The following is a 21,308-nucleotide window of genomic DNA, read 5'->3' as shown; positions in this document are numbered from 1 at the left end:
CGCCCAGGTTCCGGGTTTCTCAGGCCACGGTGCTCGGTCGGCTCACACCACCTCGATCCGCTCGTCCCGCAGGCGAGTCCGGATGCGCGAGACGAACCACGCCGCGGCGGCCGAGGCCAGCAGACAGTAGGTGCCCAGGGCCATGATCAGGGCCGGATAACCGACCTCGGCGTCGATCAGTAGCCCGGTGACACCGGGACCCGCGGCGGAGCCCAACACCAGGACCGCCACGATGATCGACCGGATGGAGCCCAGGTGCTCCACCCCGTACACCTCCGGCCACACCGCCCCGAACAGGCTCAGGGACAACCCGTTCGTGATCCCGTACAACAGCATGAACAGCACGACGCTCCACGACCCTTCCACCGTCGCCAGGACGAGCAGTCCCAGGCCGAGGGGAACCAGGTACAAGGGGACGAGCCGCAGTGCGGTGAGGCGGTCGACGAGGACGCCTCCCACCAGGTTGAACACCACGGTCGTGACCGCGTACACCGACAGGGCCGAGGCGAACAGGGCCGGTGACCACCCACGCAGTTCGGTCAGGTACGCCTGGTGGAAGAACACGGTGTTACCGACCAGGGCCGGCGCGGCCATGGCGGCGAGCAGCAGGTAGAAGTAGGGGTCGCGCAAGGTCTGACGTCGTGTCCAGCCTCGGACCACAGTCACCGGTCGGCCATCGCCCGCGTCGGTCGGCGTGCGCCTCCGACCCATGAGAACGGACATCGGCCACGCCAACACCAGAAGCAGCGCGGCCACGATCCACCACGCCTCCCGCCATCCGGCGACGGCCAAGAGGGCGACGATCGCGAGCGGCAGGACGGCCTCACCGACGTTCAACCCCAGGGTGGCCACCGAAGTGGCGCGTCCACGTTCCCGGTCGAACCACCGCCCGGTGAGGGTGAAGGAGGTGTGGGTCATCATGCCCTGCCCGAACAGCCGCAGGATGAACAGGGCCAGGAAGAGGATCCACACCTGTGTGGCCAGCGCCATGATCGCGGCGCCCGACGCCAGCATCAGCGTGAGCGCGGGAACGATCCGCCCGGCGCGGTGACGGTCCACCACCTTGCCCAGTTGGGTCATCGTCAGGGCGCCGGCCAGGGTCGCGAGCATGAACAGGGAACTGAACTGGCCGTGGGTGAGGTCGAGGTCCTGGCGGATGTCGGCGGAGAAGAGGGAGACGAAGAAGGTCTGGCCGAAGGCGGAGAACAGGAAGAGGGCGAAGCAGCCCAGCAGCGGGCGCCGGTTGGTGGCCAGGAAGGACAGGTAGGCGCGCATGTCAGACCGGTATCCGATCGGTCGAAGCCATGGCGAACACGGCGTGGTTGTCGTCCCAGTTCACGTCGCGATGGGCCGCCATCATCTGGAGGTCCCGCCAGTGTCGAGAGAGCACCCCACCCTCGACGTGGGCCGCGGTGCCGAGCGACTCCACCAGGCGCCGAACGGCGTGTGCGCAGAGCCGGGTGAGGTAGGCGCGGTCACGTCGAAGACCCGCGACCTCCCTCTGGCTCAGTGGGCGTCGATCGATCCCCGCCGTATGCAGCAGGGCGCCCAGGGAGTCGTGCAGGTGCCGAGCGCACTCCAGTTCGGCGGAGCTTTCCGCCAGAGTCAGTTGCACGCGGGCCCGCTCCGCTCTGCCGCCTGACTCGGCCCACTCCAGATACGCGTCGAAGGCGCCTTCGGCACAGCCGAGGATCGGTCCCACGATCGTGCTGTTCACGTAGTCGGTGAAGGGCACTTCCACGAGGTAGTCCCGTGGGCCCCGACTCCCCTCCGTTCGCCCTTCGAAACACTCCTCGACTCCACCGACGAGGTCGTCGGAGACGAACACGTCGTCCAACAAGACGCTCTTGGAGCCCGTGCCGGACATGCCTGTCACATGCCAGGTGTCAAGGACGCACGCCTGGTCGGCGGGTACCGGAAACAGGTGGTGCCCGGACTCGGGTGAGTCCTGGCGAACGCCATTGATCATGATCCAACTGGCGTGGTCGACCGCGGAACAGAACCGCCACTCACCGGTGATCCGGTAACCGTCATCCTCCCGAGTGATGCGACCGTTCGACGTGACAGAAGCGGTGGCGAACAACTGGTTCGGGCCGGTGTCGAAGAGTACCTTCGCGGCCGATGACGGCAGTCGTGCGGCCACTGCTCCGTGGCCGCCGACCACACCGATGAGCCACCCTGTGGAGGGGCACACGCGGGCAGCGCGGCGTGCCGCTTCGGTGAGGGTCGGCCAGCCGTGCCCGCTGCCACCGTAGAGCTTGGGGATCGCCAGGTGGAGAAGACCGGAGTCGAACAGCTCCCGTACCGTTTCGGTCGAGGGTGTGCGTGCCTTCTCGGTATGAGCGGCACGCGCGCGCCATCGGTCCGTGAGCCTGTCGACCCGGGCCATCACGGATGGTTCCAGGAGGGGTGAGGGGGGCATGGGAAGACCTTTCACGTGTAGCGGCTCTGGCCAAGGGGACGCATCACAGATTCCCGGCAGAATTCATCGGGGATGAGAGGTGGGCCTAGGACTTCGAGGAACTCACTTAGCCGTTCCTTGCTGTCGGAGGCCACGACTTCGCAGAAATTTCCACCATTCCAGAGCAAGTGGACATGGCCGAAATGTGTGTGCAGAGCCTCCGACATCTCGGCGAGGGTCACCTGCCCTTCAGACATGCGTGCGAGCATGGCCTCGCGTTTCCACTCGATCTCCTCCGAGGAGAAGTACAGGGACTTGTGGAGCCGGTCCTTGACGTCCTCACGCACCTCGTACTCGGTTGAGTCCTCATGGTCGAATTTCTCCAGGAAGAAGGCGATCCCATCCGCCCTTAAAAGCTCGGCGACATGGCCCACCTGCGCCTTCCGATCAGTTCCGTAGAACTGGAACGCGGCCGTCTCGTAGAAGAAGTCGAACCCCTCGCTGAAGGACCCGAAATAATGATCGCTTTTCAGCTCCTCCGAGGACAAGAGGAACAAGGACTCCGGGAAGTACTGGGAGAGACGAGGGTCGGCGAAGCGGTAGAACCAGGGCTCATTCGCCTTGTTGGGTGACGATGTCAGGCTCACCACGGCGCCCTGAGCGGCCTCGACCAGTGCACGCCCGTTGGTTCCGTCGAAGGCGTCGCCCTCATAGAAGGTCAGAGCACGCTTTTCCCTCGGGGCACGGGACCGGGCCAGGCGGTTCAGAGCGGCGCCGACCCTGGACATTTCCTCCAGGATGCCTGGCACGCTCGCGAGGAAGTGCTGAAAGAGCGGGCCCGAGTTCTTCACCATGTGGTCCAGGTGTTCCAGGACCGCGTGGTCATCGATCCGGTTTCGGATGGTGGAGTGGACACGTCGACGTGGTCTTTGGGCACGGCCGGTGGCCAGATCATCGAACTCATCGACCAGCGCCGACATGGAGGAAGCGTTGACGTAGTTGACATAGTCGTACGCGGGGTCGCTTTCATCCACGGAGTGAGACATCATGGCCCGTTCGTCGTGTCGGGTGTTGGAGGGGGCAAGAGAGATCTCTTGTCGGTCTTGCCCGAGTCGGTCAGCGGCAGCGCCGCTCGGACGAGCACTCGGGACGGGACCATGTGCCAGTCCAGGGCGCCACGGCAGTGGTCGATGACCGTCTGCTCGTCGAGATGTCTTCCTGGACTCGGCACGACGAACGCCAGCGGAAGGTGCCCTTCGGCGTCGCAAGAGAGGGGGACAACGGCACAGTCCACCACGCTTGGATGGGTGCGCAGGTGCGCTTCGATCTCCTGCGGATCGACCTGGAAGCCCGACCGTGTGAAGACCTCGTCGCGTCGGCGAACCCAGTAGAGGAAGCCTTCGTTGTCCCTACGGAACAGGTCGCCGGTGAAGAGGGCGACGGACTCGTTCAGGACGTCTCGCCTGAGCGTTCGAGCACTCAGTTCGGGGTCGTTCCAGTAGCCCTCCATGAGGAGGTCGCCGGCCAGCACCAACTCGCCCACGGTGTCGGGTGTGTGGATGGGATCCTCGTTCTCGTCGACGATGTGGGCGCGTACCTGTGGCAGGGGCAGTCCCACGGACGAGGGACGGCGGAGAATCTGCTCCTGGGGCAGATAGCTCACCCGTTTGCACTCGCTCAGGCCGTACATGGAGTGAATCCGAACATCGGGGAAGGAGCGTCGAAGGCGTAGGAGGTGCTCAGGTACGAGACGCTGTCCGGTGCTGGACAAGTACCTGAGACCGGGCACCGAAGGGTTGTGTGGAGCCCCCTCCTGACAGAGGAGCGCGAGAAGGGGAGGAAAGGCGTGAATTCCGGTCACACCCTCATCATTGACCAGGTCGATGAGCTGTTCCGGGGTATTCGGTGTGTCTGCTTCCGCCACGACCCGCCCCCCGAAGGCGAGCGGCATCATGACGTTGTAGAACCCGAAATCCGATCCGATGGGAGTAAAGGTCAAGATGACGTCATCGTCCGTGTTCTCCTGGTGACCGGTGACCGCGTCGAAGGCGGCCACCATGGCGGAGTGGCTGATGACCACACCCTTGGGATTGGAAGTGGAGCCCGAGGTATAGAAGAGCGCGGCCGGCTTCGCACCTGAGATCAGATCGAAGTCGGTGGTTCGCTTCTCATCGTCTTCTCGGCGTACACGCCACCCCTCGGCTTCCGTGTGCGGTCCTCCCAACGGGAATACCGCGCTCAACCCGGTGGATCCGAGCACCTCCTCCACGACCTCGACGTCGTCAGTGAAGAGGAAACGCGCACCGGAGTCTTCGACCTGGTGGATCAGCTTTTCAGTGCCGAAGGTGGGGTGTGTGGTGACGACGATGCACGCGGCCTTGAGAGTCGCCAGGACGGCCGCGACCGAACCTTCGGACATCTTCGAATAAATGACCACCCGGTCGTCGGGTTGGGCTCCATGTCGTATCAGCGCGGTTCGAAGTTCTTCCGCCAATGCGTCGAGCTCAAGGTAACTGGTTTTTCTGCCACCCAGAGTAAGGGCCGTCTTGTGTGGTTTCCGCAGAGCGTTGCGCTCAAAGTAATGATGGAACCGGATACCGTCCTTGGACTGGGTCATCAGTAGCTCGACGCCTCAAACTCACTGAGTTTGTGTTGTTCTGTTCCCTTAAGAGGAGGAGAAAATACACTAATGAGAACCAGGTCTTCTTGAGAGTCGGCACTCAGAAAATGATGCTCCCCCTTATTGAGGGCATAAATTGTTCCAGGCTCTAATCTGCGCGAGATTCCCTTTCCGTTCTCGATACGGCCGCTTCCGGACAGGCAATAACAGGCCTCTTCGTGTGATCGATATTCAAGACGGGAGGTGGTCCCTTTTCGAACCACCGTGTGACAAACGGTGAATCCTAGACCGTCTTCGACTGTCAGCAATCTCAGACTTCTACCATTTCCCCATTCGACATCGAAGTCAGATCCGATGACATCTGAATGTGAACGGACTATCATTGATAACTCTCAAACTATCAGAAGTAGAGTGATGGCAATTCCCCCAGGGGAGACCTTACACAAGACCACCACTTGAAGGAAGTCTCGATCTCGGAATATGAGAAAGGCGAGGTGAGGACGCAACCGAGATCAAGGGCGCTGTGAATATATTGGAACCGAAGCCACCCGAGCCGCTTCCTTGTGTTAATTAATGTAAATTATTGATCACGCGCTTCAGGGCGTCTTGTCTACCAATTTTTTGGAGGATGCTCGGTGGCGAGGAAATGGCTCGATGATCCCTATGCTCGCTGCGCGCCGATCCAGTGGTCAGGGAAGCGAGCTGCAAACCGCAACCGCCGAGTTCATCCTGGTCATCGCGCCCGAGGCCAGGGGAACGGGTGTGGGCACCACCGCCACACGGTTGACGTTGGACTACGCCTTCCACCTCATCGGGCTGGACATGGTCTGGCTCAAGGTGCTGGAGCCCAATACCGCCGGCCGCAACGCCTACGCCAAGGCAGGTTTCCGGGAGGTGGGCACCATGCGCAGCGCCGGGATCTGGAAGGGACGGCGCTGCGGCGAAGTGGTCATGGACGCACTACCGGAGGACTTCCCCTGGCCCTCGGTGATCGTGGGCACAGAAGACTGACTCGGGAAGGAGTGACGGCCACGCCGGGGTGAGGCCGGCGCGGCCGTCGTGGAGTGTGAGGCGGTGGAGGTCAGGACAGAACTGGGTCCAGGTGGTGGGCCAGGGCACCGGCGGCGGTGGCCAGGGTGTAGCCGAGCAGGTGCCACCAGGGGCGGAAGCGGCGACGGCGGCGGGGTTCGCGGTGGCTGCGCGGACGCTTGGGCAGCGGTGGGCGCTGCGGGCGAGGGCGCGGGAGTATGTCCATGCGAACCACGGGCCTGTCGCAACTGGCCACATCCGGACACGAAGAACACCATGCCCGTCACTCAGAGCCATGCCATGCTCAACAAGGAAGAATATTCTCGACTATACGCAAGGCGGGTTCATGCGTCTGACGTTCCTGGGCACCGACAGCGAGGGCGGCAAATGCCCGACCCTCTACCGAACCGACCGGGGAACCATCGTGGTTCAGGGCTACAAGGTCACCGATACCGAAGCACTCGCAGACGTTCGCGACCTGGCGGAGAATGAGACCTTGGTCGAGGTCCCCCGCGAACTCCTGCGCTACGCCGACGAGGGCGCCTGATGGGCCGTTTGCTGAGTGAGGAGGAGTTCTCCCAACAGTTCATCGACTTCGAGCGCAGCGCCTGGAAGTTGGAGGTTCGCGACCGCTACAACATCGCCGAGGAGGCCGAGACGATCCGCCGATTCCTCCACACCGGCGATCTGGGCCGCCAGGAGGACCACGCGCTCACCTCCCCCTGGCACCGCAACGTCACCGCCACCACCTCACAAGGCAAGAAATGGCAGCGGGTCCGCGTCGTCTCCGAACCCCTGAGCGACTACATCGCCTGGGAGCACGCCGTCACCCGCTTCAACATCGAGGCGGGCGAGGACATCCGCTGGCTCCCCCGTCACCACCCCTCGGTGCAGAAACTGCCCGACCTCGACTTCTGGCTGTTCGACGACACCTGGGCGTGTGTCCTGCACTTCGATGACCACGACGTGCCTCGCGAACTCGAACGCATCGACGATCCCGACGAACTCACCCGCTACCGCCACTGGCGCGACATCGCCTGGCGATACGCGATCCCGCACAGCGAATTCGCCCCCGAGCACCACGCGAGATTCAATAGCTAGGTGTCCCACAGCATCGAACGGGCCCGGCGCGATCTGGGTAGAAGGCTCCGCGAAGTACGCCGGTCGGCCGGGCTGACCGGCGTGCAACTCGCGGAGCTGTTGTCGTGGAGCCAACCCAAGGTTTCCAAGATCGAGACGGGCCGGCAACCTCCCACCGCGTCCGAGATCACCACGTGGACCCGTGCGTGCGGTCATGTTCAGGTGGCCGGCGAACTCATCGACAAGTTGAACGACCTGGAGTCGATGTGGGTGGATTGGAAGGACCAGTTGCGTGGTGGGCTGGGTGGTATCCAGTCACGCATGGCGGTGGAGGAAGAGCGTGTCCGGCTCTTCCGGGCCTATGAGCCGATGATCGTGCCGGGTCTTCTCCAGACCCCCGGATACGCGCGGGCCGTGCTGGAGGCGGCCAACCGTAAGAACGGTGTCTCCTGTGACATCGAGGAAGCGGTCGAACAGCGGATGCGCCGTCAGGAGGTTCTCTATCGACGGGGCAAGAGGTTTCGCTTCCTCATCAGTGAGGCCGCCGTGCGGCACAGACGGGGCGACCGGGAAACGATGGCGGCACAGCTCGACAGGCTCATCACCGTTTCCACGCTTTCCACGGTTTCTTTGGGAATCATCCCTTTCGACCTTTCTCCTCCTTATCTCCCGCTGCACGGTTTCTGGATCCATGACGACGATTCCGTGGTGGTCGAGACCGTTTCCGCCGAACTCACCCTGACACATCAGAGCGAAGTCCAGCAGTACGCGCACGTCTTCACCATGGCTTCGTCGGGGGCGCGCTTCCAGGGCCAGGCCAGAGAGATGATCAGGCGCGCGGCGGAAGACATCCCCGAGTAACGCACGGACTCCACCAAGGTCGCGGATTTCATGTTCACGTTATTCGCGTTTATTCTTCACCACTTTTCAGTACGCACACATGTGAGAATAAGCGGGAATCTCCTTCGTGGAAGGGATCGTTTCCTCCCTACGGTGGTCCCACGTCCACGGAAGGGAAACCCATGGAAGAAGCACGTGACGAGGCACCGGTCGTCATCGATCTCGGGGACGCGACCGTTCTGACCCAGGGCAGCGACGACCAGAGTGTCGAGAGCAAGCAGTCCCCCTATGACTGACCATTACGGATCAGCCGATCGATCCAGGAACCAGATGCGCTGGTTCGGTGGCTGCGCCCCGTCGAACGGAAAACACCCCGTTCCGGCGGGCGCGGCCCTCCTATGGTCCACCCCACCGTTGTGGACAGTGGGCCCCTGGGTCGAGCAACGCATACGTACCTACGCGGACGGCGGTGTCCGGCTGGCCATCATCGGTGCCTGCTCCGCCGAACACACCCAACTGGCCGAAGCAGCACACGCCCCCGACCCCACCGTGGTCATCGGGGCCTGGGCCGGCTCCTTCACCGTGATCCGTTCCGTCCCGAGCAAGGCGGAAGTCATCACCGATGCCTCGGGCGCGTGCCCGGTGTACACCACCCGTACCGGTGACGGGCGCATCGTGTGGGGGTCCAGCTCACGCGCCCTGGCGGCTTTGCACGGCTACGACATCGACCGGGAGTGGCTGGCGGCGTATCTGGGTGACAAGCACGCCGCCCCCTCGGACCGTAGTGCCTGGGCGAAGGTTCACCCGGTCCCGCCCGGCCATCGACTGCTCTTGAGCCCCGGTTCCATGACCATGAGCCAGTGGTGGCGTCCCACGGCCCGGCCACGTGAGGAGGCCTTGGACCGTATCCGCGCAGCCCTGGTGGAGGGGGTGCGCTCACGAACAGGCGGGCACCACGTGTCGACCGACCTCTCCGGGGTCGACTCGACCACCCTCGCCGTCATCGCGGCCCGGTTCGGTCCCGTCAGCGGGGTGACCGCCCATCCCACAGGGCTCTCCGAAGGCGGGGACCTGGACCACGTACGGGCCTTGAACGTTCCCGGGCTGACCCGGAAACGCTTCGAGGTCACCGAGCGGCACCTTCCCTTCAGCCCGGACACCGGCACCCTCCCGCCCACCGACGAACCACCTCCCTCAGCGGTGAGCCGAGCCGCTTTCGCCGGGCAGCTGCGTTCCATCGGGCAGGCCGATGGGCCTGGGTGCCACTTCACCGGGGACGGGGGTGACAACCTCTTCCTCCCACCGCCCACCCATCTGGTCACTCTGGCCCGAAATCGCCGGTGGGTGAGACTGTGGAACGACGCCTGTGCCTGGGCCCGCCTACGCCGACGAGCCCCCTGGCCCTACGTTCGGGCCGCGCTCTCCCATGATGTGGGCTCACTGGCCCGTTCCACACCGAGCGCTCCACCGTGGCTCTTGTCTCCCATGCCCGAGCGCCCCAGGCCCGCCGATGCCGATGAGGCCTTGATCGCCCTGGTCAACGGTGTGGCTCGGTCAGCGGCCTCGGATATCCAGTTGGCTGACCGTATCGGCGTCGAACAGCACAACCCGTACTTCGACGGTGCCGTGCTCGACGCCGTCGTCTCTTTGCCCGCAGAGGAACGATTCTCGGCCCACCGGTACAAGCCCGCGTTGGTGGACGCCGTCGGGGAGCTGCTCCCCGCCCCGGTACGAGAACGCACGACGAAGGGTTCGTTCGTACGTGACTACCACCGAGCCGTGCGTGTCCACCTGGATCGGGTGTTGGACATGTGCGACGGGCCCTTGGCGGAGGCTGGACTGGTCGACACCGTGAGGTTGCGTTCAACGGTGCACGCGGCGGCTCTGGGGGCTCGTGTGCCTTGGGGCCATCTGCTCACCACCATGGGTGCACACCTGTGGTGGAGGGCTGTGCAGGAGGCTCCAACGCCTCGCTGGTCCGTGACGGAAGGGGCCACCGTATGAACGGTCCGCCCACGGTCGTGGTCGACACCGGGCACGCCTGGGTGCTCATCGACTACCGCACCGGGCGTACCGAGCTGCACACCCGTTCACCTGAGGCCCGGTACCCAGGGCCGACCATCAGGCTGGCGGAACAGCCGCTCTCGTGGGGGACGGGTGAGACGGCCGCGGTGCTGCCGCCCTCGACCGGGAGGGGGTTGCTTGGGCGGTTGCTCTGCCTGCCGGTGCTGGCCGTGATCGCGGTGGCGCTGCTCTTGGGCCCTCGGCGTGGGCGACTGAGCCGCCTGGTGGCACTGGCCTGTCTGGGGCGCCGACTGCCTCCTGCTCCGATCGATCGTGTTCACAAGGCGCTGGATGCCGTCAGGTCTGTTTCCGCTTACCTGCCCGGCCGTTGGGCGTGTCTGGAACAGTCGGTCGCCACCTCACTCCTTCTCACTTTGACCGGCCGACGCGCCGAATGGCGCCATGGTCTGGCCACCGACCCCGTCCGACTACACGCCTGGATCGCCGACAGCGACGGGCGCCCCGTGGGCGAAGGCCCCGACATCGATACCTACACCCCGATTCACACCACCGATGGCCCCGCTGTTGTGCCGGGCCCCACCTTGGAGAAACCCTGTGAGTGAACCGCACCTGCTGCTGACCGGTCAGACCCTGGCGTTGGCCATGCCCCGGCGGGAGATGCTGCGCGCCTACCACGCCTGGGAGAACGACCCCGGGACCCTTTTGGGCTACGGCAACCAGGTCCCCCAGTCCTGGGAGACCCGCGAGGCCGGTTGGGAACGTCAACGCGGCAACATGAACTACCCGCAGTTCGAGGTGGTACGGCTCCAGGACTCAGAACCGGTCGGTATGACCACCCTGGAGATCAACCGGTTCGTGCACACCGCAGAGTTCGTCATGGTCCTGGCCCCGAACGAACGCGGCAAGGGTCACGCCACCGAGGCCGCACGCCTGACCCTGGACTGGGCGTTTCACCTGGCGGCACTGCGCATGGTGTGGCTGAAGGTACTGGAACCCAATGCCGCCGGTGTGGCCGCCTACGAAAAGGCGGGGTTCCGCCACGCGGGACGTCTGCGCCAGGCGGGTTTTTGGCAGGGCACACCGGTGGACGAACTCATGATGGACGCCATCCCCGACGACTTTCCCGGGCCCTCGGCCGTCCTGAGCACGCAGAACTGACACGGAAGGAAGGCGACGGCCGTGTCGGCCCTACGGGGGCTGACACGGCCGTCGCGGTGTATGGGCCGAAATGGTGCTCAGAACAAACCTGGGGTGAGGTGGTGGGCCAGCGCTCCGGCCAGGGCTCCGGTGAGGGTGGCCAGGGTGTAGCCGAGCAGGTGCCACCAGGGGCGGGAGCGGCGGCGGGGCCGGGGTTTGCGGTGGCTGCGCGGACGCTTGGGCAGGGGCGGGCGCGCCGGTCGGGGGCGCGGGGGCGGTGGGCCATCGTCCGGGGCGGGCCGGGGTCGCGGGATCGGTGGCGCGTCAGCGGGCCGCTCGGGCAGGGGCCTGCCGTCGCGTTCGGCCAGGCGGGTGGCGTGTTCGTAGACCCAGGCCGGCAGGACCCCGTGGGCTTGGCGGTGGGCCACTCGGGGGTTGTCGGCCATCTGGGCCAGCAGGCGCCGTTCACGGGCCCTGAACGCGGAGGTGCTGGGCGCGGGGGTGCTGGACTCGGCGTCACCGATCCCGGAGCCGCCGTTCCCGAAACCACCGGGCGGTGTGGCCATGAGCCGGGCGGCGGTGCCAGGGCGGGAGAAGCGCCGGCCTCGGGGCGCGTCCAACACCGCGCGCAGTTCGCCCGTGACCGGTCCGGGGCTCATACGTACTCCCCGAAGGGCGCGCGGGGGCCGGTGAAGGCGAACTCGGCCCACAGGAAGGTACCCAAGCCCTCGCAGAAGGGGAAGTCCAGGACCTTACGGCTGCCCCAACGCTGGGAGAGGTTGTCGACCAACAGCAGGCCCCGGCCGCGTTCGGCCTCCTCCCATTCGGTGAGGGTGCGGTCGGTGGGGATCGCCGGTTCGGTGGGAAAGGTGCCCGGGGCGGGGCCGGTGCGGTGACCGTCGTCGATGATGCCCACGCGCAGGATGTCGGCGGTGGGCATGGTCAGGGTGCGGATGACGTTGCCGCCGGGTTCACCGGAGCGGGAGTGATCGATGGCGTTTGCGAAGAGTTCGCTGGCGCACAGGACGATGTCGGCGGCGGTGCCGGGATGCAGGCCGACCAGGCGCGCGAGGTCGCGGTGCAGGTCCTGGCGCATGGTGGCCAGGTGGGCCAGGTCGCCCGGGTAGAGCAGGCAGGGCCAGCGGCGGCCCGCGAATCCCAGGGTGGGGATGGGGTTCGGGGCAGGGTTGGGGGCAGGGTTGGGGGCGAGGTGCACGTGCACGGGCGGGCGCTGCTGAGGCACAATGGACATGTCGGTCAGACTCCTTTGGTTCTTTAAGCGGGACTGCTGGGACTTCGATCGGCCTGCTCTGGGGGTGTTGGCGCACCCGCCAGAGCTCTTTCGTGCCGGGGTGGGTTGTTCGGTCAGTGGTCGGTCAGTGGTCGGACAAGGCTTGGCAGGGACTGGGGGTCAGCCGCGCGGCCAGTTCGGCGATGCGGTGCAGGGAGTCCTCGGCCGGTAGGGCGACCCCTTGGAGAGTGGAGTAGAGGTCGGTGTGGGCCTTGACCGTGGCCGATTCGCGGTGGAAGTGGCCGGTGCCGCAGGGGTGCGGGGTGTAGACGATGGTGCGGGCCGGGGAGTAGCACAGCGTCCAGAAGGCGCCGCGCAACCCGGGGTGGGGGCCAGTAGTGGCGGGGATGAGGTGCACGGTGACGTGGTCCTGCTGGGCCAGGTGGTGCAGGTGCAGGAGCTGGGCGCGCAGAATTTCGGCGGGTGCGAGGTACCGGGTCAGGGCGGTTTCGTCGACCACCAGACAGTGGGACGTGGTGGCGGCGGTGGGATGGAACCGACCGAGTGCTTGGGGGCGGGCGTCGGTGGAGAGCGGAAGGTTCATCGGCGCTTCGAGCCGGTGCAGCGCGGCGGCGTAGGAGTCGGTGAGGTAGGGATCCGGGAGTACGAGGGGCGCGTAGGCCCGGACCTGGAAGGCCTCGGCGAGAGCGCCGGTGAGGGTGGGCGGCCGCTCGGAGCGAAAGAGCGCGGCCAGATGCGCCGAGGCCCAGGCGTTCCAGAGTTCACCGCCGGCGTTCAGAGCCCGGTCCAGGTCCCGAGCGACACGGAGACCGGGATCGCAGCCTCCTGACTCAACTTCCTGGAGGAGTTCGGGCGTGGTCAGCGCCAGATCAGCGAGGAGGGAGAGGGAGAGCCCGCGTTCTTTCCGCGTGGACCACACCCCTCCCCCATAGCTCTCCCAGTCCATGCCCCCGGTTCCCTCTATTCGAGCCACGCTCACCTGTGCCCTACCTGTCATAACCCCTCCTGGTGTGTTCGGAGCTTCACTACCAGTAAACTGAAAGCCATGAGCATTTGCAAGTAGCTTCTGGAAGTAGCGAAGTTTGTCCCGACCTACGAAGAAGGGCATCATCAAGAGATGGCAGCAGACAACCCGACGCTTGCACAGTGGCAACTCGCGCAGGAGCTACGCAGACTTCGAGGCGACCGGAAGTTCGGGGACGTCGTCAAGGCCATGAGAACCGCCGCAAGCAGCTTGTCTCGGTGGGAAACACCGGGAGACGGTGGTGCGGTCCCGGGTGCCGCAGCGATCGAACGTCTACTCGACCTCTACGAAGTTCCCGAAGAACTCGAACGGCTCTTGGCTCTACGCAAGCAAGCCCGCGAGCCTGACCGGTGGCAGCCTTACGACCTTGAGCGCAGTTACCGCTCCTACGCGAACATCGAGGCACAGGCGACAGCGATCGAGATGTACCAGTCCCAGCTCATCCCTGGCCTGGCGCAGACCGAGGAGTACGCACGAGCGGTCATCGAAGCGACGATGCGACCTAACAGCGATGTCGACCGTGAAGTCCAGGTGCGTCTGACTCGCCAGGAGATCCTGACCAGGGAGCCTTCGCCCGAGGTTTGGATGATCATCGCCGAAGCAGCATTGAGGCAACGCATCGGCAGTGGAAAACTCATGGCCGATCAGCTCGACCACCTCACAGAGCTCTCCACGCTCCCCAACGTCACCCTTCAAGTACTGCCCTACAGCGCTGGGGCACACGCGGCCCTGACCCTCGCCTCCTTTTCGATTCTGCGCGTTGACCACCACGGCTTGGTGACCGTCTACCTCCAAGGCCCGTCCTCTCACATGTTCATGTCGAGCGAGGAGAACATCGAACACTACTCAGGGACGTTCAACCGGCTCCGCGCTTCCGCGCTTGACGAAGGCAAACCGACGTTGAAGCTCCTTCGCAGCGTCACCGATGAACACAGTCACGACAAGGACTAGAAGATGCAGACCTCTCAACTTCCATCTCTCGACCACGTGAACTTTCGCAAATCGAGCTACTCACAGAGCGAAGCCGCCTGCGTGGAGATCGCCGACCTTGGGACTAGTGCAGCGATCCGAGACACTCAAAATCGAGAACTCGGGGCGCTTTTCTTCGGTGCTGACGAGTGGCGAGCCTTCCTCACCCCCGCACGAAACAGCAAGCGCTGAGCGCTCCTGAACGCAACTGGCCCCGCCTGTCACCGAACAGACGGGGCCTCGCTGTGGGTACAGATCAAGCGGGAGCGTGGCGGGGGCCGTGGCCAGGAGGCGGGGTCAGCTCGGAGACGAAATTCTCGCCATCAACGAGCGGTGTGTCCTGAGAGACACCAGCCTCAGCCATCCGGTCGTAGATCTCCAGGATGCGCTCTTTGGTGCGGTAGGTGCCGTACTCGGCAACATCCTTCCGCTTCACGATCGGGAACGTCTCCATGATGTAGTCCACGTCATCACGGTTGATCCCGTACAGGTGGAAGAACAGAGCGTCTAGCTCCGCCCGCATCACCGCGCGCCGCTCCTCATCCCAACGGAAAGACTCACTCTTGTCCCCCAGGTCTAGCGAAAACTCCTTAATGTCATTCGATGCATAACCAAGTTCAACCACACGAGGTCGAATAAAATCGAGGAAAACTGAAATTTTCCCAGGACCAAGGACGGGAAGCTGGTGCGAAATAAAGAAGTTGAGGTGCGTTCCTCCAACTTTCAGTCGAGCACAAAAATCGAAAATGAAGGATGAAAGAGATCCAATAAGACCAACGCCGACGTCAGCAAGCTCAGGATCCATGATCGAAATTGGCAAGTTATTACCTACAGCAGACCTCGGAAAAGCCCCAATGATTGCGGTCCGCTCATCAGTTGCTCGGCAGATGTCACGCCACCCGAGAAGCCAACCACGACCCCATCCCACAGATTCCAGCTTGGCCTGTACACCAGGCGCCATGATCGGGTCACCATTCTTATCGAACTCGCCCGTAGCGGTTGACTCCTCCGATACCCAGTAACGTGGCATGGCTACGGCGTTCGGCTCCTGCTTCTCCTCAAGGGTGAGGTCTCGAACATCCCCACTCTCGGTGTACGTAGCCCACCGGTGGTCGTAGTGGTGGAGCATCTTCGCCTCGTACAGCGGCAACATGCGCTTGTCACCTCGGGTGAAGACGTTCCCTTCGAGGGACCAACCGTCCTTCTCCAGCTGCTCACGAGTGTGGAACAGGTGTGAGTCGTTGGACATGTGGAACATCGTCATGAACGACACTCCCCAAGGGTTCCCCTCCGGATCGCCTTCCTTCACCAGGACAGGAACGCGACGGTAGATGTCCAGGGTGATCTCCGCGTCACGACGAGAGCGGAACACCGGGCAGGTACCCGTATTGGGGTTGAGGAGGGTGATCTCCTCCGGGGTCATGGTGAACGCCTTGTCCGCGTCATCCAGTTCTGCCGGATCATGCAGGAAGAACGCGAAGGACGCTTCCGACTCGCGCAGGTCATTCCCGGAGAGGGAAAGGATGCAGAACTTGAATGAGCGGTGCACCCCTGGGAACAAAGGAGCAGCGTTCTCGAAGTCGTAGAGGGCCGCGATGGAAGCGCTCTGCACCAGGGCCTTGAAGAAGTGCTGGGTGGTGGCATCAGTCGCGATACCGGTCGGAACGATGACGCCCATCCGACCTCGCGGCCCCGTCAGGGTCCGATCCAGCTCGGAAAAGACCGCGTAGGTGTTGATGTCACCGCGTCCAGTGAGCGGGTAGCGTCCCCCCAGTCGCAGGAACTGGCTTTCGCCTTCCGCCTTGCGCTTGGCGTCTTCGAACTCCTGGTACAGAGCGGAGCGGTCCGCATTCTCCTTCAGCTCCTTGATGAGCTTCTTCCGCTCAGCCGCATTCGGAGCCTTGGCGATCTCCTGATCACGCTGGGCGAAGAACTCCTGTTCCTGAAGCTTGATCCGCTCCCACGGCGGGTTTCCGACCACGCAGTCGAACCCACCGGACCACCCTGTCCCCTCATCCGCCTTCGCACCACCGGCCGAAGCGAACACGTCCGGAAACTCCAGGTGCCAGTGGAAGAACCGGTACTGCTCACTGAGCGCATCGATCTCCTCCACCGTGGTGAACGGCGCCCCGTAACCCTCCTTGGCCTTGGACAGGTTACGGAAGACCTCCTGAGTCACAGCCCTGGGAGCGTCCGGGGTCTTGCGCCACATGAACGCGGCGCACCAGGCGTCGGCGACCCGCTTGTCGCGCACGTACTCGTCCGAGTCGGCCCACTCCCGATAGGCCGCCTCTTGACGACGCACCTGGTCCAGCGAATCAGCGGTGATCCCGGTGATCTGCTCCAACTGACGTGCGTAGACGGTGTTGTCGACCTTCACCGCTTCGTCATCGATGTCGAAGAGGCCGATCTGACCGCCGCGCTCCTCCTTGTTGGTCTTGGCCAGGAAGCGCGCGTACTTCTTGTCATCGCCCTCGATCGGCTTGAACGCCTCATCCGGGATACCGCCCCGGAGCAGCTTCGGGGTCGCACCGATCAAGGCATTCCCGTGCTTGACGTGGGCGTCCAGGAAGTTGAGCGGCTTGCCGGGCTCCAACGCCTCCAACCACAGCGACACCTTGGCCAGCTCCACCGCCATGGGGTTGAGGTCCACCCCATAAATACAGTGCGCCACCACCTCGTGCATCGCGCCGCGCACCGCGTCCACGGTCGGTTCCGGGTTGCCTTCCCGTACCGCCGCGACCTTCTTGGCGATCCTTCTGGCCGCCGCCACCAGGAAGTGCCCGGACCCACAGGCCGGGTCGCAGACGTTCAGCTTCAACAGCTCGGCGACGACGGCTTCCGACTCATCGGGCCGGCCCGCCGCACTGGCCGCGACCGATCCGCGCTTGACCGCCTCATCGATCACCGGGTCGAGCGAGGAGTTCAGCAGGGTCTCGATCAGCGACGAGGGCGTGTAGTACGAGCCCGTGGTCTTGCGGTCGTTGCCCGCCAGCTCCACCAGTTCGAAGGTGCGCTCGGCCGCGCTGTGCTTGGGCACCAGCTCCAGCAGCGACTCGTAGATCGATCCGAGCTCTTCGGCGTCCAGGTTGCGGTAGTCCACCGAACGCCAACGCTTGGACGCGGTGTCACGAACCTGGGCCAAGTGCCGCACCGCACCGAGCAGGGCGTCGTTGGACAGCTCCAGCCCGGTCAAGGGCGCGTCGGCCTCGGTGTCGGTGAACAGGCCACCGAGCGCGGGCACCGCCCTTGGCGGGGCGAGGGTAGGCGATGGTGGCGCGGGGGCGGTCGTTCTTGGACAGCACCCAGGCGTCGGCCAGGCGGGTCTCGCTGGCGGTCTGGAGCGAGTCGAAGGCCTCGTCGCGGAAGTAAGGGGTGTCGATGGCCAGGGCGCGGCGCATTTCGTCCATGAGCGCGCGTAGAACGCGTTCGCGCAGGTCGGGGTCGGCTGCGCGTAGTTCGGGGGCGGCCTTGGTCCACAGGTCCTCGTTGGTGGCCACCCAGTCCAGATCGGCGTAGTCCACGCGCAGCAGGCCGGTCTGTTCGAGGTTGGGCATGGTCACGCGCCAGCCGCGTTCCAGGTCCAGGTAGAGGCGGAAGGCGATGACCTCGCGCAGGGTGCTGGCGGCCAGTTGGGCCAGGCGCGGGGCCACGTTGCCGGACTTGGTGTACTCGGAGGGGTCCAGACTCAGGGCGTGGGCGACGCTGGAGGCCAGGGACTCGTGACTGAGGCCTTCGTCGCCGGCCTCCACCAAGGCCTGGTACAGGCCGCCGCGCAACTCGGTGACCTGGACGAAGTCGTTGAAGTGTCCGGCCTGGAGCGAGGCGTCCTGGCGGTTGTCGACGAAGGTGAGGAGCTTGCGGGCCTCCTTGGGCAGGGCTTCGGCGGGCAGCGACTTGAGGGCGCGCACGATGGTGCCCGAGACCAGGGACGTGGCCGAGGAGCGGCCCTCCTGGCCCAAGCTGGCCAGTTGGGCGAAGTCGTTGTTGCCGCGTTTGGTCTCGTAGCTGACCCCGCAGTGCAGACAAAAACGGAAGGGGGCGGGAACGAAGGCGGCGTTCAGTTCGCCCTGGCCCTCGACACCGGTGACGTCGACGGTGACCGGCTGTGGCACCTGGCCCCGGCGGTTCTTGCGCACGGTGGGCAGGTGGTCCTCGTCCTGCTCCACCCAGGACTCGGGCAGGCGCTGGTCCTTGAGGACCTCGTCCAGGGTCTGGGGCCAGGGGTGGTCGGAGGAGATGAACAGGTAACCCTCTACGGCCTGGTCGGAGCCGGCGATGGTGTCCCGACGGGCCTGGTAAACGGTCCCGGTGGGTTTCTCCACCCGCCAGACGGTCAGGTACTCCTGACCGCAGTCGCGGCAAAAGGCCAGTGGCAGCAGGACGTGGCCGTCGTGGTCGGGACGTTCCAGCTGGTAGTCGCGGGTGAGGTAACGGGTCTCGGGTTCTTCGAGGGTGGCGTGGACGGTGTCGCCCTTGGACAGGAACTGGTGCAGACGGAAAGCGAAGAGCGGGCGCCGGTTGCCGGGGTGGAAGGCCTCGGCCCCGGCCTCCAGGGTGCGGCGGATCGCCTGGACGCACTGCTGGAGGGGCACGCCGGTGTCGCGGGCCAGTTCCCTGGCGGCCGCCTCCACCGTGGTGGGTCGTTGCCGGACGAGTCGGCCGCCCTCGTCGGTGGTCAACCCGAAGGTGGATTCGATCCAGCGGGCCAGGGGGTCGCGGTACAGGTCGCTGTAGGAGCGGGGGGCGTCCTGATCGCGTAGGCGCTCGGCCGGGACGGTGACCTCGCCGTCAGCGGTGGCGCGCACCAGGGTCTCGGTGATGATGTTGTCCGGGCGCACGGGGGTGCCGAAGATCTTGGTGGCCACGCGGGCGACGGTGTTGCGCTGGTCCTGGGCGGTGCCTTCGGAGGACATGGTGGCGGAGGTGCCCACACACTGCACGTTCGGGGCGTCGCACGCCTGGCGGACGCGGCGGATGAGCATGGCGACGTCGGCGCCCTGACGGCCCCGGTAGGTGTGCAGCTCATCGAAGACGAGGAACTCCAGGCCGCCGGCCATCTTGATCAGGGCCAGGCGCTCGACCGGGCGGGTGAGCATGAGTTCGAGCATCACGTAGTTGGTGAGCAGGATGTCCGGCGGGTCGTCGCGGATCTCCTGACGCTTTTCGTCGCTCTCCTGGCCGGTGTAGCGGGCGAAGGTGACCGGTTCGCGGCCCGATCCGTAGCCGTTGACCAGGAACTTGCGCAGCTCCTCGACCTGGCTGTTGGCCAAGGCGTTCATCGGGTAGACGATGATGGCGCGCACGCCCTTGCGACTGTGTCCCTCGGCCTTGTCACGGTCGCGTTCGCGCAGGACGCGGTCGACGATGGGAACGATGTAGGACAGCGACTTGCCGGAGCCGGTGCCGGTGGTGAGCACGTACGACTCACCGGTGCGGGCCGCCTCGATGGCCTCGCGCTGGTGGCGGTGGAAGGTGAGGGGCTTGCCGTCACAGACGGTGCTGCCCTCCTTCTTGCCGGCCTGGAAGACGCGGGCGGTCTCGGGATGCAGCAGGCCTTCGCTGATGAGTTCGGAGACGGTGCCGCCGGAATCGAAGAAGGGGTTGAGGGACAACCAGGGGTCGGGCCACTGGGACTTGTCGTCCAGGTCGCCGCGCAGGTGTTCGGCGATACGTTCGTCGCGAATGACCACGCCCCCCTCGGTGAAGGCGCGGTATTCGGAGATGAGCTGGTCGTGGAGGGAGAACACGTCCATCACGCCCAGGGGTGCGCCGTGGGTGCGGCTTCCGGCGGTGTCCTCCAGCAGGGACGCCGGTTCGATCACGGGCAGGTGCGCGCGAGGGTCGAAGTCGGCCCAGCCGTCGACCTCGCCCTCGTCGGTGACCAGGGACAGCAGGGCCTGGCGGACCTCGGCGGCGTTGGCGGGGCGGTCCTGGGGCTTCTTCTTCAACAGTTGCTCGATGAGGCGGTTGAGCGCGGCGGGGATGTCGGCGCGCAACAAACCCAGGGGCGGGACTTCGTGGTTGTTGTGCTTGTAGCCGAGGTCGAAGTTGGTGACGCCGTCGAAGGGCGGGGCCCCGGTGAGGAGTTCGTAGAGGACGCACCCCAGGGCGTAGAGATCGGCGGCGCGGGTGACCTTGGCGCCCTCGAACTGTTCGGGGGCCATGTAGCGGGCGGTGCCGACGGTGGTGTCGGTGCTGGTGAGCTTGGTGAGGTTCGGGTCGTCGACGATCAGGCCCATGCCGAAGTCCAAGACCTTGACCAGGCCCCCACGGGTGATCATGACGTTGGCGGGCTTGAGGTCGCGGTGGATGACGCCTTCGGCGTGGGCGGTGTAGAGGGCGTCGGCGATCTGGGCACCGATGGCCGCGACCCAGGGGACGGGCAGTTGGGGGCGATCGTCGGTGAGGTCGCGCAGGGTGTGGCCGTCGAGGAGCTCCATGGCCAGGTAGGGCAGGTGATCGCCGTCGGTGGTGTCGACGCCGCCGTCGATCACGGCGGGGATACGCGGGTGGGTGAGGGACTCCATGATCTTGACTTCGCGCAGGAAGCGCTTGACCGACTTGTCCTCGGGGTCGACGGGGGCGCCGGAGCGGCGGCGCAGGATGAGTTTGAGGGCGACCTCGGTGGTGGAGGCGTCGCCGGTGGGGTCGGGCCCCGGGGCGGGACGGGTGTCCTCGGCTCGGTGGACCTCGCCCATGTTGCCGCGGTCGATGATCCCCTTGAGACGGAACCGATCCGCCACGATCTGCCGTTGCATGACTATGCCCTCACACTCCCCGAACCGCGTGTGCGCCCATGTTCGTGCCCTCTGTCGGGTGCGCCCTGGGAAGGCGCCCCTCCCCCGTTCTCTTGGGGGTGGCCGGCACGGTCGCGCCGCATACACGGGAACCTTCACACTTCACCATGTGCACTGTTTACATCGCAAAC

General features: G+C 65.2%; 21 protein-coding genes. 10 read left to right on the top strand and 11 right to left on the bottom strand.

Annotated elements, in window-relative coordinates; all coding sequences use genetic code 11:
* Positions 1-42: 42 nt before the first annotated feature.
* Genes D472_RS0116110 through D472_RS27685 form a run of 5 tightly spaced genes read right to left on the bottom strand, consistent with a single transcriptional unit; the run spans position 43 to position 5,404 of the window.
* Positions 43-1,275 (bottom strand): MFS transporter, encoded by a 1,233-nt coding sequence (locus tag D472_RS0116110; protein ID WP_017605508.1) that lies wholly within the window; start codon positions 1,273-1,275, stop codon positions 43-45.
* 1 nt (position 1,276) lies between these two features.
* Entirely contained in the window at positions 1,277-2,422 is a 1,146-nt protein-coding gene (locus D472_RS0116105) for an acyl-CoA dehydrogenase family protein (protein ID WP_017605507.1), read from the bottom strand.
* Positions 2,423-2,433: 11 nt separating this feature from the next.
* Complete coding sequence (locus tag D472_RS28865) at positions 2,434-3,435, bottom strand: hypothetical protein (protein WP_033304012.1); 1,002 nt, start codon at positions 3,433-3,435, stop codon at positions 2,434-2,436.
* An 11-nt stretch (positions 3,436-3,446) separates the two neighbouring features.
* Positions 3,447-5,018, bottom strand: a complete 1,572-nt coding sequence (locus D472_RS28860) for a class I adenylate-forming enzyme family protein (RefSeq protein WP_204366515.1) — start codon at positions 5,016-5,018, stop codon at positions 3,447-3,449.
* Positions 5,018-5,404, bottom strand: coding sequence for an ectoine synthase (locus D472_RS27685; protein ID WP_083903498.1), 387 nt, complete (start codon positions 5,402-5,404; stop codon positions 5,018-5,020). The genes D472_RS28860 and D472_RS27685 overlap by 1 nt, the downstream gene beginning before the upstream one ends.
* A 271-nt stretch (positions 5,405-5,675) precedes the next feature.
* On the opposite strand from D472_RS27685, the gene D472_RS0116095 reads away from it, so the two are divergent.
* A complete protein-coding gene (locus D472_RS0116095; protein WP_051046010.1) occupies positions 5,676-6,032 on the top strand; it encodes a GNAT family N-acetyltransferase in 357 nt (118 codons plus the stop codon).
* A gap of 70 nt (positions 6,033-6,102) precedes the next feature.
* Here the strand turns inward: D472_RS0116095 and D472_RS28695 are convergent, their stop codons facing one another.
* Complete coding sequence (locus tag D472_RS28695) at positions 6,103-6,276, bottom strand: hypothetical protein (protein WP_017605503.1); 174 nt, start codon at positions 6,274-6,276, stop codon at positions 6,103-6,105.
* Positions 6,277-6,396: 120 nt separating this feature from the next.
* On the opposite strand from D472_RS28695, the gene D472_RS0116085 reads away from it, so the two are divergent.
* The 7 genes from D472_RS0116085 to D472_RS0116055 all read left to right on the top strand — a co-directional run bounded on the left by D472_RS0116085 (position 6,397) and on the right by D472_RS0116055 (position 11,153).
* Positions 6,397-6,597 carry a hypothetical protein gene (locus D472_RS0116085; RefSeq protein ID WP_017605502.1) on the top strand — a complete coding sequence of 67 codons (201 nt, stop codon included), beginning with the start codon at positions 6,397-6,399 and terminating at the stop codon, positions 6,595-6,597.
* Positions 6,597-7,151, top strand: a complete 555-nt coding sequence (locus D472_RS0116080) for a DUF6879 family protein (RefSeq protein WP_017605501.1) — start codon at positions 6,597-6,599, stop codon at positions 7,149-7,151. The genes D472_RS0116085 and D472_RS0116080 overlap by 1 nt, the downstream gene beginning before the upstream one ends.
* Entirely contained in the window at positions 7,152-7,991 is an 840-nt protein-coding gene (locus D472_RS0116075; protein ID WP_017605500.1) for a helix-turn-helix domain-containing protein, read from the top strand.
* 161 nt (positions 7,992-8,152) lie between these two features.
* Complete coding sequence (locus D472_RS28210; RefSeq protein WP_017605499.1) at positions 8,153-8,266, top strand: albusnodin family lasso peptide; 114 nt, start codon at positions 8,153-8,155, stop codon at positions 8,264-8,266.
* Positions 8,259-9,974, top strand: a complete 1,716-nt coding sequence (locus D472_RS0116065; RefSeq protein ID WP_204366514.1) for an albusnodin/ikarugamycin family macrolactam cyclase — start codon at positions 8,259-8,261, stop codon at positions 9,972-9,974. Before D472_RS28210 ends, D472_RS0116065 begins: the two co-directional genes overlap by 8 nt.
* Positions 9,971-10,597, top strand: a complete 627-nt coding sequence (locus D472_RS25710; RefSeq protein WP_017605497.1) for a lasso peptide biosynthesis B2 protein — start codon at positions 9,971-9,973, stop codon at positions 10,595-10,597. Before D472_RS0116065 ends, D472_RS25710 begins: the two co-directional genes overlap by 4 nt.
* The gene (locus D472_RS0116055; protein ID WP_017605496.1) at positions 10,590-11,153 is read left to right on the top strand and encodes a GNAT family N-acetyltransferase; all 564 of its coding nucleotides are present in this window, start codon (positions 10,590-10,592) and stop codon (positions 11,151-11,153) included. The genes D472_RS25710 and D472_RS0116055 overlap by 8 nt, the downstream gene beginning before the upstream one ends.
* A 77-nt stretch (positions 11,154-11,230) precedes the next feature.
* Here D472_RS0116055 and D472_RS28445 read toward each other — a convergent pair whose 3' ends face one another.
* The 3 genes from D472_RS28445 to D472_RS0116040 form a co-directional block, all read right to left on the bottom strand.
* Positions 11,231-11,791, bottom strand: coding sequence for a hypothetical protein (locus D472_RS28445; protein WP_026117749.1), 561 nt, complete (start codon positions 11,789-11,791; stop codon positions 11,231-11,233).
* Positions 11,788-12,384, bottom strand: coding sequence for an ATP-binding protein (locus D472_RS0116045; RefSeq protein WP_083903496.1), 597 nt, complete (start codon positions 12,382-12,384; stop codon positions 11,788-11,790). The genes D472_RS28445 and D472_RS0116045 overlap by 4 nt, the downstream gene beginning before the upstream one ends.
* A gap of 124 nt (positions 12,385-12,508) precedes the next feature.
* Positions 12,509-13,381, bottom strand: coding sequence for a DUF5753 domain-containing protein (locus tag D472_RS0116040; RefSeq protein WP_239642986.1), 873 nt, complete (start codon positions 13,379-13,381; stop codon positions 12,509-12,511).
* Between the two features lie 120 nt (positions 13,382-13,501).
* Here D472_RS0116040 and D472_RS0116035 point away from each other — a divergent pair, with 120 nt between their 5' ends.
* Positions 13,502-14,359: a Scr1 family TA system antitoxin-like transcriptional regulator gene (locus D472_RS0116035; protein ID WP_017605493.1), complete on the top strand. Its 858-nt coding sequence runs from the start codon at positions 13,502-13,504 to the stop codon at positions 14,357-14,359.
* Between the two features lie 3 nt (positions 14,360-14,362).
* The gene (locus tag D472_RS27680; RefSeq protein ID WP_083903495.1) at positions 14,363-14,569 is read left to right on the top strand and encodes a DUF397 domain-containing protein; all 207 of its coding nucleotides are present in this window, start codon (positions 14,363-14,365) and stop codon (positions 14,567-14,569) included.
* A gap of 64 nt (positions 14,570-14,633) precedes the next feature.
* On the opposite strand, the gene D472_RS0116030 is transcribed toward D472_RS27680, so the two are convergent.
* Together D472_RS0116030 and D472_RS25705 are read right to left on the bottom strand one after the other, a co-directional pair.
* Positions 14,634-17,621, bottom strand: coding sequence for an Eco57I restriction-modification methylase domain-containing protein (locus tag D472_RS0116030; RefSeq protein WP_152447969.1), 2,988 nt, complete (start codon positions 17,619-17,621; stop codon positions 14,634-14,636).
* The gene (locus tag D472_RS25705; protein ID WP_017605491.1) at positions 17,506-21,138 is read right to left on the bottom strand and encodes a protein kinase domain-containing protein; all 3,633 of its coding nucleotides are present in this window, start codon (positions 21,136-21,138) and stop codon (positions 17,506-17,508) included. Before D472_RS25705 ends, D472_RS0116030 begins: the two co-directional genes overlap by 116 nt.
* Between the last annotated feature and the right edge of the window lie 170 nt (positions 21,139-21,308).

Source organism: Nocardiopsis alkaliphila YIM 80379 (assembly GCF_000341005.1).
In the GTDB taxonomy this organism is placed as follows: Bacteria; Actinomycetota; Actinomycetes; order Streptosporangiales; family Streptosporangiaceae; genus Nocardiopsis; species Nocardiopsis alkaliphila.
This window is presented reverse-complemented; position numbering and strand designations above follow the sequence as displayed.

Bases quoted from the DNA above. Each gene is read 5' to 3' on its own strand.
- D472_RS28860 (WP_204366515.1), bottom strand. From the start codon at position 5,018: ATGACCCAGTCCAAGGACGGTATCCGGTTCCATCATTACTTTGAGCGC.
- D472_RS28695 (WP_017605503.1), bottom strand. From the start codon at position 6,276: ATGGACATACTCCCGCGCCCTCGCCCGCAGCGCCCACCGCTGCCCAAG.
- D472_RS0116035 (WP_017605493.1), top strand. From the start codon at position 13,502: ATGGCAGCAGACAACCCGACGCTTGCACAGTGGCAACTCGCGCAGGAG.
- D472_RS0116045 (WP_083903496.1), bottom strand. From the start codon at position 12,384: ATGTCCATTGTGCCTCAGCAGCGCCCGCCCGTGCACGTGCACCTCGCC.
- D472_RS28210 (WP_017605499.1), top strand. From the start codon at position 8,153: ATGGAAGAAGCACGTGACGAGGCACCGGTCGTCATCGATCTCGGGGAC.
- D472_RS25710 (WP_017605497.1), top strand. From the start codon at position 9,971: ATGAACGGTCCGCCCACGGTCGTGGTCGACACCGGGCACGCCTGGGTG.
- D472_RS27680 (WP_083903495.1), top strand. From the start codon at position 14,363: ATGCAGACCTCTCAACTTCCATCTCTCGACCACGTGAACTTTCGCAAA.
- D472_RS28445 (WP_026117749.1), bottom strand. From the start codon at position 11,791: ATGAGCCCCGGACCGGTCACGGGCGAACTGCGCGCGGTGTTGGACGCG.
- D472_RS0116040 (WP_239642986.1), bottom strand. From the start codon at position 13,381: ATGACAGGTAGGGCACAGGTGAGCGTGGCTCGAATAGAGGGAACCGGG.
- D472_RS0116065 (WP_204366514.1), top strand. From the start codon at position 8,259: ATGACTGACCATTACGGATCAGCCGATCGATCCAGGAACCAGATGCGC.
- D472_RS27685 (WP_083903498.1), bottom strand. From the start codon at position 5,404: ATGATAGTCCGTTCACATTCAGATGTCATCGGATCTGACTTCGATGTC.
- D472_RS0116080 (WP_017605501.1), top strand. From the start codon at position 6,597: ATGGGCCGTTTGCTGAGTGAGGAGGAGTTCTCCCAACAGTTCATCGAC.
- D472_RS25705 (WP_017605491.1), bottom strand. From the start codon at position 21,138: ATGCAACGGCAGATCGTGGCGGATCGGTTCCGTCTCAAGGGGATCATC.
- D472_RS0116085 (WP_017605502.1), top strand. From the start codon at position 6,397: ATGCGTCTGACGTTCCTGGGCACCGACAGCGAGGGCGGCAAATGCCCG.
- D472_RS0116095 (WP_051046010.1), top strand. From the start codon at position 5,676: ATGATCCCTATGCTCGCTGCGCGCCGATCCAGTGGTCAGGGAAGCGAG.
- D472_RS0116105 (WP_017605507.1), bottom strand. From the start codon at position 2,422: ATGCCCCCCTCACCCCTCCTGGAACCATCCGTGATGGCCCGGGTCGAC.
- D472_RS0116110 (WP_017605508.1), bottom strand. From the start codon at position 1,275: ATGCGCGCCTACCTGTCCTTCCTGGCCACCAACCGGCGCCCGCTGCTG.